This window comes from Acetobacter zythi (assembly GCF_963921165.1).
Taxonomy (GTDB): Bacteria; Pseudomonadota; Alphaproteobacteria; order Acetobacterales; family Acetobacteraceae; genus Acetobacter.
On sequence record NZ_CAWUEO010000001.1, the window covers coordinates 373,111 to 387,644 of the forward strand.

General features: G+C 59.7%; 10 protein-coding genes. 8 read left to right on the top strand and 2 right to left on the bottom strand.

Annotation, left to right across the window (positions count from 1 at the left end; genetic code table 11):
• Positions 1–14 precede the first annotated feature (14 nt).
• The 8 genes from carB (at position 15) to AABE20_RS01890 (ending at position 11,525) form a co-directional block, all read left to right on the top strand.
• Positions 15–3,269 (top strand): carbamoyl-phosphate synthase large subunit, encoded by a 3,255-nt coding sequence (gene carB, locus AABE20_RS01855; RefSeq protein WP_338331563.1) that lies wholly within the window; start codon positions 15–17, stop codon positions 3,267–3,269.
• A gap of 144 nt (positions 3,270–3,413) precedes the next feature.
• Entirely contained in the window at positions 3,414–3,887 is a 474-nt protein-coding gene (gene greA / locus AABE20_RS01860) for a transcription elongation factor GreA (RefSeq protein WP_338331564.1), read from the top strand.
• Between the two features lies 1 nt (position 3,888).
• Positions 3,889–5,085: a threonine ammonia-lyase gene (locus AABE20_RS01865; RefSeq protein WP_338331565.1), complete on the top strand. Its 1,197-nt coding sequence runs from the start codon at positions 3,889–3,891 to the stop codon at positions 5,083–5,085.
• 168 nt (positions 5,086–5,253) lie between these two features.
• Complete coding sequence (gpmI, locus tag AABE20_RS01870; RefSeq protein ID WP_338331566.1) at positions 5,254–6,792, top strand: 2,3-bisphosphoglycerate-independent phosphoglycerate mutase; 1,539 nt, start codon at positions 5,254–5,256, stop codon at positions 6,790–6,792.
• Positions 6,793–8,244: a murein hydrolase activator EnvC family protein gene (locus AABE20_RS01875; protein ID WP_338331567.1), complete on the top strand. Its 1,452-nt coding sequence runs from the start codon at positions 6,793–6,795 to the stop codon at positions 8,242–8,244. It begins immediately after the preceding gene.
• A 184-nt stretch (positions 8,245–8,428) separates the two neighbouring features.
• Positions 8,429–9,877 carry a S41 family peptidase gene (locus tag AABE20_RS01880; RefSeq protein WP_338331568.1) on the top strand — a complete coding sequence of 483 codons (1,449 nt, stop codon included), beginning with the start codon at positions 8,429–8,431 and terminating at the stop codon, positions 9,875–9,877.
• Between the two features lie 26 nt (positions 9,878–9,903).
• Positions 9,904–11,019, top strand: a complete 1,116-nt coding sequence (locus tag AABE20_RS01885) for a divergent polysaccharide deacetylase family protein (RefSeq protein ID WP_338331569.1) — start codon at positions 9,904–9,906, stop codon at positions 11,017–11,019.
• Complete coding sequence (locus AABE20_RS01890) at positions 11,019–11,525, top strand: RNA pyrophosphohydrolase (RefSeq protein ID WP_338331570.1); 507 nt, start codon at positions 11,019–11,021, stop codon at positions 11,523–11,525. Before AABE20_RS01885 ends, AABE20_RS01890 begins: the two co-directional genes overlap by 1 nt.
• A gap of 126 nt (positions 11,526–11,651) precedes the next feature.
• On the opposite strand, the gene AABE20_RS01895 is transcribed toward AABE20_RS01890, so the two are convergent.
• Complete coding sequence (locus tag AABE20_RS01895) at positions 11,652–13,229, bottom strand: DHA2 family efflux MFS transporter permease subunit (protein WP_338331571.1); 1,578 nt, start codon at positions 13,227–13,229, stop codon at positions 11,652–11,654.
• Positions 13,226–14,419: an HlyD family secretion protein gene (locus tag AABE20_RS01900; protein ID WP_338331572.1), complete on the bottom strand. Its 1,194-nt coding sequence runs from the start codon at positions 14,417–14,419 to the stop codon at positions 13,226–13,228. Before AABE20_RS01900 ends, AABE20_RS01895 begins: the two co-directional genes overlap by 4 nt.
• Between the last annotated feature and the right edge of the window lie 115 nt (positions 14,420–14,534).

A 14,534-nucleotide genomic window follows, 5' to 3' on the forward strand; every position in this document is an offset into this window, starting at 1 on the left:
GGACCGAACGCATCATGCCCAAACGGACAGACATCCGCTCCATCCTCATCATCGGCGCCGGTCCCATTGTTATCGGTCAGGCGTGCGAGTTCGACTATTCCGGCGCGCAGGCCTGTAAGGCCCTGCGAGAGGAGGGTTACCGGGTTATTCTGGTCAACTCCAACCCCGCCACCATCATGACCGACCCCGGCCTTGCGGACGCCACCTATGTGGAGCCGATTACGCCAGAAGTGGTCGAGCGCATTATTCTCAAGGAAAAGCCCGATGCGGTGCTGCCAACCATGGGTGGGCAAACCGCGCTGAACACAGCCATGGCGCTGCATGCCTCGGGCTTTCTGGAAAAGCATAATGTGGAGCTGATCGGTGCGAAGGCCGATGTGATCGACCGCGCCGAAGACCGCCAGAAATTCCGCGAGGCCATGGACGCCATTGGCATTGAAAGCCCACGCAGCTTTATTGCCCACACGCTGGCCGAAGCGCACGAAGCGCTCAAGCAGATTGGCTTCCCCACCATTATCCGCCCGTCCTTTACCATGGGTGGCTCGGGCGGTGGCATTGCCTATAACCGTGAAGAGTTCGAGCGGATTATCCTTTCCGGTCTGGACGCCTCTCCCACCACGGAAGTGCTGGTTGAAGAGTCCGTACTGGGCTGGAAAGAGTATGAAATGGAAGTTGTGCGCGACACGGCGGACAACTGCATTATCATCTGCTCGATCGAAAACATCGACCCCATGGGCATCCATACAGGGGACTCCATTACAGTCGCCCCCGCCCTTACGCTGACCGACAAGGAATACCAGCGTATGCGCGATGCCTCGCTGGCCTGCCTGCGCGCCATTGGGGTGGAAACGGGTGGTTCCAACGTGCAGTTCGGCATTAACCCCGCCGATGGCCGCATGGTGGTGATCGAGATGAACCCCCGCGTCTCGCGCTCCTCCGCGCTGGCGTCCAAGGCTACGGGTTTCCCCATTGCCAAGGTCGCGGCCAAGCTTGCGGTCGGTTATACGCTGGATGAACTCAAAAACGACATCACACGTACAACACCGGCCTCCTTCGAGCCGACGATTGACTACGTTGTGGTCAAGATTCCGCGCTTTACGTTTGAAAAGTTCCCCGGCGCTCCGGCCCTGCTCTCCACCTCCATGAAGTCGGTTGGTGAGGCCATGGCCATTGGTCGCTCCTTCCCAGAGGCTCTCCAGAAGGGCCTGCGCTCGATGGAAACCGGCCTGCATGGGCTGGACCCGGTAGAAGCCCCCGGCGATGGTGGGGAGGACGCCTTCCGTGCGGCTCTTTCCCAGCCCCGGCCCGAGCGTATTCTCATGGCTGCTCAGGCGCTGCGGGCTGGCCTGTCGGTTGAGGCCATTCACGAAGCCTGCAAGTTTGAGCCGTGGTTCCTGCGCGAGATGGAAAAAATCATCCGTGCCGAGCGCGAAGTGGAACACCACGGTCTGCCCAAAGACGCACAAAGCCTGCGCCGCCTGAAGGCCCTTGGCTTTTCAGACGTGCAGCTCTCCCGCCTGTCGGGCACACAGCCCGAGGAAGTGGACGCACTGCGCACAAAAGCAGGTGTTACCCCGGTCTACCGCCGGATTGATACCTGCGCTGGCGAGTTTACCTCCGCCACACCGTATATGTATTCCAGCTACGAAGGGCATTTTGCCCCCCCGATCTGTGAATCCAACCCGACAGACCGCGAAAAGATCATTATCCTTGGTGGTGGCCCCAACCGTATTGGTCAGGGGATCGAGTTTGACTACTGCTGTGTGCATGCCGCCTACGCCCTGCGTGAGGCCGGGTATGAAACCATTATGGTCAACTGCAACCCCGAGACTGTCTCCACCGATTACGACACCTCCGACCGTCTGTACTTTGAACCGCTCACGGCCGAGGACGTTATTGCCCTCATCCGTTGCGAACAGCGTAACGGCACGGTCAAGGGCTGCATTGTGCAGTATGGCGGGCAGACCCCGCTCAAGCTCTCCCGCGCATTGGAGGCCGCAGGCATTCCGCTGCTGGGCACACCGGCCGATGCCATTGACCGTGCGGAAGACCGCGAGCGCTTTCAGGCCATGTTGCACAAGCTTGGCCTGCGCCAGCCCGAAAACGGCATTGCCCGCAGCCCCGAGGAAGCCGAGGCCGTGGCCGAGCGCGTGGGCTACCCGGTGGTTGTGCGCCCGTCCTACGTGCTGGGTGGCCGGGCCATGGAAATTGTGTACGACCGCGCCTCCCTCCAGCGTTACATGCGTGACGTGCTGCGCGTTGCCGGGCATGAAATTTCCTCCGGCCCCATTCTGCTCGACCGCTACCTGAACGAAGCGATCGAAGCCGATGTGGACTGCATTGCCGATGGCACGGACGTGTACGTGGCAGGCGTTATGGAACACATTGAGGAAGCGGGTATTCACTCGGGTGATAGTGCTTGTGCGCTGCCGCCCTACACCCTCTCCCCCGCCATTGTGACCGAGCTTAAGGCCCAGACCGAAGCCATGGCGCGTGAGCTTGGCATTGTGGGGCTGATGAACGTCCAATACGCGATCAAGGATCAGGAGATCTTTGTGCTGGAGGTCAATCCGCGTGCCTCGCGCACCGTGCCGTTTGTGGCCAAGGCAACGGGGGTTCCCGTAGCCAAGATTGGCGCACGGGTTATGGCGGGCAGCAAGCTGAGCGGCTTTAATCTGGACGACCGGGCCGTGGTGCCCCATGTGGCGGTCAAGGAAGCGGTGTTCCCCTTCAACCGCTTTGCCGAGGTTGACACCATTCTGGGGCCGGAAATGCGCTCCACGGGTGAGGTCATGGGGCTGGATACGTCCTTTGAGCGGGCTTTTGCCAAATCCCAGCTTGGGGCTGGCGTGCGCCTGCCCATGAGCGGAACGGTGTTCCTGTCCGTGCGTGAGAGCGACAAGCCGCAACTGCCCCCGCTGGGCCGCCTGCTGGCCTCCATGGGCTTTAACATTGTGGCCACACGGGGCACGGCGCGCAAACTGCGTGAGTCCGGCATTGAGGTGAATGTGGTCAACAAAGTGCTCGAAGGCCGCCCGCATTGCGTGGACGCCATTCGCTCGGGCGAGGTGCAGATGGTCATTAACACCGCACAGGGCGCACAGTCCGTTGCGGACAGTTTTGACATCCGCCGTTCCGCCCTTGTACTGGGCATTCCGCACTACACCACCATGGCGGGCGCGCGCGCTGCAATCCATGCCATTGCGGCAATGCGCGAAGGACCGCTTGATGTTGCGCCACTTCAGTCATACTTTAGTGGTTCGTTCTGAGCGCACGGGGTAGCCGGACCGGCTGCCCCATCCGTTCCATGCCGGGCCAAACCCCACGAGTGTGAGGCGTCACCCGACGCGACTATTGATGTAACTACTGCGCCGGGCCAGCAGGTCCGGCAGCTTTTATTCTGGGGACACGTCTTGCAGAAAACTCCAATGACGGGCAAGGGCCTGCTTCAGCTCGAAGATGAGCTACGCAAGCTGAGATCAGAAGAACGCCCCGCTGTTATCCGCGCCATTGCGGAAGCCCGCAGCCATGGCGACCTTTCGGAAAATGCTGAATACCATGCCGCGCGCGAACGCCAGTCCTTTATTGAAGGGCGTATTCAGGAACTGGAAGAACTGATCTCCACCGCCGAGGTGATCGAGCCTTCCTCCCTGTCTGGCAGCCATGTCAAATTTGGCGCAACCGTGTGCCTTGTTGACGAGGATACGGACAAGGAAATCACCTACCAGATCGTTGGCCTGCACGAGGCGGACATCAAACAGAGCAAGATTTCCATCTCATCCCCGCTCGCCAAATCTCTTATTGGCAAGCAGGAAGGCGACACCGTGTCCGTGCCCGCTCCTGGCGGCGACCGGACTTACGAAATCCTGTCCGTCAAATTCATCTGATATGATCTCGTTCGAAGATGTCACCGCCGCGGCCGAGCGCATTCGTGGCAAGGTTATCCGCACGCCTACTCTGGCCTCGCACGCGCTTTCCCGCGCAACGGGGGCGGACATTACGCTCAAGCTGGAAAACCTTCAGGCTGTTGGCTCCTTCAAGGAACGTGGGGCCGCCAACAAGCTGGCCCTGCTCACCCCGGAGGAACGCGCGCGCGGCGTAATAGCCGTATCCGCAGGCAACCATGCACAGGGGGTAGCCCGCCACGCCAGCCTGCTGGGTATTGACGCGGTTATTGTTATGCCCAAGTTCACCCCCGCAGGCAAAGTGGTGCGGACCCGCAACTGGGGTGCGCGTGTGGTGCTTGAAGGCGAGACCTTTGCCGAAGCCCTGATGTTCGCACAGGACATGCAGGCCCGCGAAGGCCGGACCTTTGTCCATCCGTATGATGATGCCGCCGTTATGGCAGGCCAGGGCACCTGCGCGCTGGAACTGCTTGAAGATGCGGGCGATCTGGACATGCTGGTCGCCCCCATTGGCGGGGGTGGCCTGCTGGCTGGCTGCTCCGTTGCCGCGCGCGCCATGCGCCCCAATATGGAGCTGATTGGCGTACAGGTTGAATCCTACGATTCCCTTTCCGCCTTCCCCGGCCCGGCCACACACCCCAATGGTGGTTCCACCATTGCCGAGGGCATTGCCGTACTCCAGATTGGCAAACAGACGGATGAGGTCATTCGCAAGCAGGTCGACAAGGTTCTGGTTGTCTCTGAATGTGCGATTGAAAATGCCATTACCCTGCTGGCCGAAGGGGCCAAGCAGGTCAGCGAGGGTGCAGGGGCCGCAGCCCTTGCCGCCGTGCTGACCTACCCCGAACTGTTCCGGGGCAAAAAGGTAGCGCTCCCCATTTCTGGCGGGAATATCGACAGCCGCATTCTGGCCAACACCCTCCTGCGCGCCATGCTGCGTGATGGCCGCATTCTGCGTCTGGTCATGGAAATTCCCGACCGGCCGGGTGTTCTGGCCGATATTTCCAAAACCATTGGGGAAGCTGGCGGCAATATTATAGAAGTCTCGCACCAGCGGCTTTTTGCCGCCCCATCCGTGCAGGCCGCCCAGTTGGAAGTGATGATTGAAGCGCGTGACCCTGAACACGCGGCCCTTATTACCAAAGCGTTGGGTCTGTCCTACATCGTGCGCAGGGCGTAAGGGCTTTTCCGCACTCTTGAGCACACACAAAAAGGGGTGGTGGAACGTATTCCACCACCCCTTTTTTATGCCTACAGCACCCCTGCCCCGTGACCTCTTTATCTTCCCCGCGTTTTGGTGGCATTATTCATGCCATAACCAAAAAACATAAGAATGAGGTCCAACTCCATGCCATCCACCCAACGCCCCCCAAAGCGCACCGCCATGCTGGTCATTCTTGACGGGTTTGGCTGGCGGGAAGAGCCGTCGGACAATGCCGTGCATCTGGCCAGAACGCCCAATTTTGACCGCTTGTGGCAGGCAAACCCGCACAGCTTTCTGCGCACAAGCGGCGAGGATGTGGGCCTGCCTGAAGGGCAGATGGGCAATTCGGAGGTTGGGCACCTTAACATCGGGGCGGGCCGGGTGGTCATGCAGGAACTTCCCCGCATTTTTGCCGCCATTGCGGATGGGTCTTTGGCGAGCAATCCGGCTTTGACCGATTTTATTGCAACGCTCAAAAAAACTGGAGGCACATGCCACCTTATGGGGCTGATCTCCGCCGGGGGGGTCCATTCACATCAGGACCACGCGGCAGCCCTTGCCCGCATTGTCAGTGACGCAGGGGTGCCTGTAGCACTCCACCTGTTTACCGATGGGCGCGACACCGCCCCCCGCTCGGCCGCAACCTACCTGCAACAGCTCCGCGCAGCACTGCCTTCTGCTGTGCAGCTTGCCACCATTTCTGGCCGGTATTACGCCATGGACCGCGACAAGCGCTGGGACCGGGTGGAAAAAACCTATAACGCCCTGCTCAGCGCAACAGGCCCGCAGGCCAAAACGCCAGAAGAGGTTGTGAGTGCGGCCTACGCGCAGGATGTATCGGACGAGTTCATTCTTCCCACAGTGCTGGATGGCTATACGGGTATGCAGGATGGAGACGGTATTCTCTCCTTCAATTTCCGTGCGGACCGTATCCGCCAGTTGATGGATGCATTGCTTGAACCAGACTTTGCCGGGTTTGCGCGCGGCAAAGTCGTGCATTTTGCCGCAGCCCTTGCCATGACCCATTACAGCGATGCACTGGCAGGCCGCATGACCGTTTTGTTCCCGCCAGAGGAACTGATCAATTTGCTGGGCGAGGTGGTGGCACAGGCCGGACTGCGCCAGCTCCGCATGGCGGAGACCGAAAAATACCCCCACGTCACCTACTTCATGAACGGTGGGCGCGAAAAACTGTTTGAAGGCGAAGACCGCATTCTGGTGCCCTCCCCCAAAGTGGCCACCTACGACCTGCAACCCGAAATGTCCGCCCCCGAACTGACCGACAAAGCCGTAGCCGCCATAAAAAGCGGGGAATACGACCTGATTGTTCTCAACTTCGCCAACCCGGACATGGTTGGCCATACCGGGGTGCTGGCCGCCGCCATTACAGCGGTAGAAGCAGTGGATACCGGACTGGGCCGCATTGCACGCGCACTGGAAGAAGCAGGCGGCGTTCTTCTGGTAACCGCAGACCATGGTAACTGCGAAACCATGAAAGACCCGCAGACCGGTGGCCCGCACACAGCCCACACACTTAACCTTGTGCCTTTTATTGTCGCTGGGGCCAAAGCAGGCCGACTGCATGATGGCGGCAAACTAGCGGACCTTGCCCCCACCTTGCTGGACATTCTGCACCTGCCCAAACCCGCCGAAATGACAGGCCAATCCCTGCTTGCGCACTGAATGACCAGCCCCCGGCCACCTTTTTGCACCCAAAGCCCATCTGCCAAAACACGCAGAAAGCTGGCCGGGGCCACCGCACTCCTGCTCGGAGCAGGGTTGCTCTGCCCCCCGCTGGCATGGGGTGCTGAACACGCGGGCACAACACATACGGCCCGGGCGCGGCAGGCAGGCTCCGCCCCCCCACACACAAAACGACACACGCTCCCAACCACCCCGGACACATTGGCGCATGCCCACACCACCGCACGGGGCAGGCAGGGCCATTCCGTTCTGGAGGCGCAGGAAGCCGTAGCCGCCGCCCGTGCGCAGCACCAGGCCATGGAAATGGAAAAAACCCGGCAGGCCGCAGCCATTGAGGCCTCACGCCTCAAAAACGATGCGGCACAGGCAGCCGCCGCGCAGGCCAAAAATCAGGCGCTGGCCCTGTCTGCTGCAACAGTAACCGCCACAAGCCAGTTGCACGATACGGAACAGCAGATATCCGACCTGAGCGAGCGCATTGGCGCAATCCGGGATGAGCAGCGGAACCTACAGGCTACCTTACGCGCCAATGCCCAAGCCCTTGGCCCTATTCTGCCACTGGCCGAGCGCCTGTCGCTTTACCCGTCAGACACATTGCTGGCCGCCCCCGTGCCGCAGGGGGATGCGGTAACCGGTTTTTTAATCCTGAAAGGTCTGTCGCGGCAGATGGAGGTGCAGGCACAGGCCATGCGCGCCCAGCAGGCACGCCTGAGCAGCGTGGATAAAGACCTCTCGGCCCAGTATGCCACACTCGCGGGGTTGAAGCAGAACCAGAGCCAGCAGCGCGATACAGTGCGCCAGCAGGCGGCCCTTGCCCGTATTGCCCAGCAACAGGCCAGCAGAATGGCGCGAAGTGCTGCCCAGCAGTTGCTGGCCGCAACCCAGCGGGCCTCCAGCTTGCAGGACGCCATTGCCCGGCTGGACGCGCTGGAAGATACCGCACGCGCCGCCTTGCAGCGCGAAATTGCCGCTGCCGAACAGGCCCATCAGGCCGGACGGGCGCGGGCCGCCCGCCAGCAGGAAGCGACCCTTAGCCAGAACGAAGGGCCGGGTCTGGCCGAACGTGGCACGGGGGCTGGTGTGCAGCCTGTTGCGGGCAGGCTGGTTTCGGGCTGGGGGGTCGCCAGCGATTCTGGCCCCACCACGGGGCTGACCTACCGCACCCCTCCGGGGGCAAGTGTGCGCGCGCCCTGCTCTGGCAGCGTGGACTTTGCCGGAGCGTTCCGCAGCTACGGCCAGATGGTGATTTTGAATTGTGGGCGGCACTACCGTTTTGTTCTTGCTGGACTTTCCGAGCTAAGCGTGGACACCGCGCAGAGTTTGACAAAAGGCGCACCACTGGGACACATGAGTGCAACAGGCAGTTCCGCCACACTTTTCATTCAGTTGCGTAACGGACAAAAAACCGTCAATCCCGCCCCCTTTCTGTAAAGAGTGAGGCGGGTTGCGCTCTCTGGCTGTTCCCCTTCGTTGCGGAACACGCTAGTCTTGGGCACTATGCCGCCATGCTCCGGCACGGCGCGCAACGGACCCAACCATGGTTGGGTGCGCGCATTTGAAAAGACAGGAAGAACAAGCGCACGGGCCAAAGCCCTGCGACAGGAGACAAGATCGCATGAAGTTCCGCACAGGTCTGATGCTCGGCGCCGCAGCCATGACCGGCCTTGCCCTGACTTTTCACCCCGGACACAACAACGGTGCGGGATTTCTGGCCACTCCGGCGCAGGCCCAGAGTGCGACACCAGATGCCGCCCCCACCACCAACCACGCAGAAACCTACCGCCTGCTCACCCTGTTTGGCACGGTGCTGGATCTGGTCCGGGCCGACTATGTTGAGCCTGTTTCCGACCGGGACCTGATCACCAACGCCCTGAACGGTATGCTCAGCGGTCTGGACCCCCACAGTTCATACATGACCCAAAAACAGTATGATGACATGATGGTCCAGATGAAGGGCGAATTTGGCGGCCTTGGGCTGGAGCTACAGCAGCAGGATGGGCATATCCGCGTTGTTTCTCCCATTGATGGCACGCCGGGCTTTCGGGCTGGCATCAAACCCGGAGATTACATTATTGCCGTGGATGGCCACACCATAGACGGCACACCGCTGGATGAAGCGGTTAAAAAAATGCGCGGCAAGGCCAACACCAAAATTACCCTGACCCTTGTGCGCGAAAAAACACCCAAGCCCATTACGGTCACCCTTACACGCGAGATCATTCATATTGATGTGGTCAAATCCGCCCTGTACGACCGGATTGGCTACCTGCGCATTGCCCAGTTTAACGAAACCACGGAAAAAGAACTGCTCAAGGGGTATAACGCCCTCAAGCAGCAGGCCGGTGGCAAGCTGGGCGGTCTGGTGCTTGACCTGCGTAATGACCCCGGCGGCCTGCTTGATCAGGCGGTAGAGGTCTCCTCCAGCTTTATCCGCTCGGGCGAGATTGTTTCCACCCGTGCCCGTCATCCCAAGGATAGCCAGCGCTGGGATGCCCACGGAACCGATATTACCGATGGCCTGCCCATGGTGGTGCTGATTAACGGTGGCTCGGCCTCGGCTTCGGAAATTGTGTCTGGCGCATTGCAAGACCACCACCGCGCCGTGCTGATTGGCACACGTACCTTTGGCAAAGGTTCCGTGCAGTCCATTATTCCCATTCCCGGCAATGGGGCGGTACGCCTGACCACCGCGCGGTACTACACACCTTCGGGCCGCTCCATTCAGGCGCTGGGTATTACGCCTGATATTGTGGTTAAGGAAACGCGCGAAGACCCCGCTTTCAGCCTGCGTGAAGCCGATCTGGAACATATTCTCAAAAATCAGGGCGGCAACCAGACCAAGGCGCAGCCACGCACGGACCTGCCTGCCATTGCCAAGATTATTCCTGACCAGCCCCCCGCCAACTGGCCGGAATTTGAATACAATAAGCCCAATACGGACTTTCAGCTCCAAGAAGGCCTGCGTGTTGTGCGGTCTATGGCTGGTCTGCCAGCGCCCGACCCCACGGCATCTCTGCCGCCGGTCAAGCCAGCGGCCAAGACCGACTGTTCGGCTCATAACTAACGCATAGCAGGCAAAAGGCAGTGGTCATGCAGACACCCCCTCTATGGCAGCAGCTTCCGGCCAATGGTCGGTTGTTCATCCGCTTCTGGGGGGGCTGCCTTACGGCAACGGCTGTTCTGGCTCTGGCACTCCAGATTATGGGGCCACCCCACCTGATTGCCGGAGGGGATGATATTGATACGGTGGCAGAGCCGGGGAGCAAAACCGCCTCTGCGGCCCATCTGGTCAATATTCCTCCCCCACAGGCCAGTCTTTTGGAAAAAAATGTTGGCCCCGGTGGTTTTCCTTTGCCCAAGCGCGGCCTCCATGGCGCCCTGCCACGCCAAGTTTATGCAGCCCCTACGGTAGACGTGCCCCCCGGCGCCCCCATGGTGGCACTGCTGGTTGATGGTGTTGGCCAGTCCGAAGACCTGACCAAGGACGCCATTGCCGCCCTGCCCGGTCAGGTATCGCTTGCGGTCTCCCCCTATGTAGCGGACCCGGATGCCATTATGGATGCAGCCCGCCAGCACCAGCACGAACTCCTGCTCTCCCTACCCATGCAGGGAGAGGCGGGTAAAACAGGTGATGCAGGCAAAGACGGTGCGACCGACAGCGAAGGCCCAAAAGCATTGGGCGTTCTACTCTCCACCCAGCAGAATATGGATAACCTGAACTGGTCCCTCTCCCATCTGGCGGGCTATGTGGGGGTTACCAATGCTTTTGACGGGCAAAATGGTGGCGGGTTTTCCAGTTCCAACGGGTTCAAATCCATTCTGTCCGCTCTGGACCAGCGTGGCCTGCTTTACCTGAATGCAAGCCCCGACACCCATATTGACAGCAGCAATGCGGTCGGCACGGCTGATGTGAGCATCAATACCGACGAGGATATCGTTAATATTGACATCCAGTTGCTCAAACTCCAGCAGCTTGCCCGCCAGAACGGGCGCGCCATTGGCGTGCTTGGCCCCCTGCGCCCCGTAGCACTGGCCTGCCTGCGGGCGTGGCTGCCCCACCTTAAGGATGTGGGCATAACGCTGGTGCCGGTCAGCCAGCTTATCCAGCCACCGGACCCGGCAAGCCTGCCCCAACCAGCCAGTAACGGGCAGATGCACGTCAACCTCTCCAACCCGGCCCCACGTATGATGGGGGGGCAGCACTAATGCCGGTTGACCCGAACACACTGCCCTATCGCCCCAATGTAGGCGCACTGATTTTTAATGCTGAAGGCCGCGTGCTTATTGCCCGCCGGACGGATATGCCCGGTGCGGGTGGGCCTCTTTCGCAAGGGACATGGCAATGCCCACAAGGCGGAATAGACGAGGGGGAAGACCCACGCACCGCTGTCCTGCGTGAAGTGGGGGAAGAGCTTGGCACTACTCAGGTAAGTATTCTGGCAGAACACCCGGCGTGGATCCAGTATGACCTGCCTGCTGCACTGATTGGCCACGCCCTTGGCGGGCGCTACCGTGGACAAACCCAAAAATGGTTTGCCCTACGCTTTACCGGCACGGAAGCAGACATCCACCTGAACAGCCACCTGCCTGCCGAATTTGATGCATGGATGTGGATTGACCTGCAAACCCTGCCCGATTGTGCTGTTGGTTTCAAAAAGCCGGTCTATGAACAGATAGTTCCTGTTTTTGCCCACCTTGCCGTAGCATCCTAAACCACGGCGGGAGGGCGCTCCCCCCTCCCCCGCAACCAGCCGACCCAACAAAAAAGCCATTGCTCGGGAAATACACACCCCGACCAATGGCTTTTTTTGAAACCCTGTGCATGGCCCGCTATTTTTTTAATGAGCGCCTTTGGCTTTGCCATCTCCCCTAAGGGGGGAAAGCAGAAAGCACAGTGGCACGCACAAGAACGCGCCAATACCCAAAATCATGAAGACCTCATTGTAGGACAACATGGCCACCTGACGCGAAAACTCCTTGAACAGGGTATGTTGCGCCACGGCATCGGCCAGCCCCTCCGGCGCGCCACGCGCCGTTGCCGCCTGCCGCACCTGATCCTGATAGGCATTGAATGGCTGGTTAAAGGGCGTCATCCAATGCACCATATAGGCCTGATGTGCCTGTTTGCGCTCGGTTAGCAACGCGGTTGCGCCAGAAATTGCCAGTGACCCCAGCACATTGCGCGCCATGCTGAACAGGGCCGAGGCATCGGGGTTCAACCGTTCGGGAATGGTTGAATAAGCAATGGTGGAGAGCGGCACAAACAAAAATGCAAGGCAGGCCGTCTGGCTCATGCGGTACAGCATGAGATGTTTGAAATCCAGCAATGGCAGCAACTGGGCCGAATAGAACAAGGCAAACCCCATAAGCGTAAAGCCAATGGCAATCACATTGCGTACGCTGGTCAGGGTCATCAGCTTACCCACTATGGGAATCAGCACAATAACGGCCATCCCGCCGGGGGAAAGCAGCAGACCAGACAGCGTTGCGGTGTACCCCATGACCTGCTGGGCAAACTGCGGCACCACAATAGCCGATGCATACAGCAACGCCCCCATGGCCCCCATAAGGGCTGTACCCACGGCAAAATTACGGTCTTTGAAAACACGCAGGTCCACAGCCGGTTTATCGGTATGGAGCAGCCAGAACACAGCACCCGTAATACCCAGAAAAGCCAGCACACCCATAATGCGGATAAAGGTGGAGCCAAACCAGTCGGCATCCTCCCCACGGTCCACCATGACCTCAAGACAGCTAAAACCAAGAGTGATCAGGCTAATGCCAATAACATCCACCGGGGCCTTCTGCTTTTGCGCCCATGGCGGGTCCTCCACCACAGCCATAACCCCCAGCGTGGTGAGAAAACCAAATGGCACGTTAATGAAAAAGATCCACCGCCATGAGAAGTTATCCGTAATCCACCCCCCAAGCGTTGGACCAATAACCGGGCCAACAACAGCAGCAATAGCAGTTAGGCCAAATGCCGCCGCACGTTTGGCGGGTGGAAAGCTGTCCAGAATAATGGATTGCTGGTTGGGTTGAAGCCCGCCCCCAAAAAAGCCCTGCATAAGACGGAAAACAACCAGTTCACCCAGACTGGTCGCCATACCGCACAAAAAGGACGATACGGTGAACATGGTAATACAGATCAGAAAATAGCGTTTGCGGCCAAACACTTTTCCCAACCAGCCAGAAATGGTGAGCACAATGCCATTGGCAACCAGATAGGCGGTGAGCGTCCAGGTGGAATCATCATACGTGCTGGAAAGGCTGCCCGCGATGTGCGGCAGGGACACGTTGACAATGGTGGTGTCCAAAATTTCCATGAACGCGGCCATGGTCACCACAAAAGCCACGGTCCACGGATTATATTTTGGTTTCCACCCCGCCGCGGCAGCGCCTGCCTGTGCGCTCATGGAGCAACCTGCCCACCGTTATCCACGCCACCTTGCGGGGGCGCATCGGAATGGCCCTGCGTATCCACATGAACGGTTGGCTCGACCGACAGGCCAAGGGCCAAAGGCTGGTCGGGGTTCAGGCCATCATCAATCAGGATTTTAACGGGCAAACGCTGCACGATTTTTACGTAGTTGCCGGTCGCGTTTTCAGGCGGGAAGGCGCTAAAGGTTGCGCCTGTGCCTTTTTGCAACGAATCAATATGCCCGTGCAGCTTCAGGCTTGGGTAAGCATCCACCCGGATATCCACCTTCTGGCCGGGGCGCATTCTGGTAACCTGTGTTTCCTTGTAGTTGGCCACAACCCAGACTTCCGGCTCTACAATGGCAAACAGGCTCTGGCCCTGACGGACAAAGTTGCCCTGCTCGACGTTACGCTGCGAAATCCAGCCATCATGAGGAGCGCGGATAACAGTCCATTCCACATTCAGCGCAGCGGACACCAGACCAGCCTGCGCGGCTTTGACCTGCGCCTCCTGCTGCGAAATCTGCACGGCTGCGTTTTCAATATTCGGCTGAACGGGCTGGGCCATCTGCACCGCACCTTCGGACGCCATGACCCGTGCCTGCGCCGCCTCCAGTGCGGCCTTGGCATAGTCTATATCCTGCTGGGAAGTGGCCGCGCGTTCCACACCATGCTGGCGGCGGTAGTCCGTTTCCGCCTTGAACAGTTGGGCCTTGGCGTCTGCCAGTTGCCCCTGTGCCTGCAACAGCTTACCGGGGAACTCCAGCAACGCCACGCGGTGCATCATGTCACTCGCCTGTGCGGCTGCCTGTGCGTTGGCCAGTTGTGCGGCGGCTTTATCCCTTTCCGCCTCCCAGTCGCGCGGGTCAATACGGGCCAGAATCTGCCCTTTGCGCACAAACTGGTTATCGTTCACCAGCAGTTCGGTCACGTAGCCACCAACATGGGGGGCAATGGTTACGGAACGACCTGCGGTAAAGGCATCGTCCGTTTCCACCTCATTACGGGTCATGAACCAGTACAGCCCGCCCGCCACAACCAGACAGCCGATAACGCCTGAAAGAATGACCTTGCCCCGGCTGCTTTTTTTGGCCTGCGGCTGGTCAGCCGTGGGCTGGTCCGTAGGCCCACTCTGCTCCGGCGCGGGGGGGGATGATAAAGACTGCTCGTTATGGTCGTCGGCCATTCTGTTCCTTGCCCTCTCCAACACATCCTGCGCGGCATTTTTTTCGGCCAGGTCCGCTGACCGACCAGTTCGGTCAGTATGTGGCACGTTCATACCCCTGCATCAAGCGCCACAT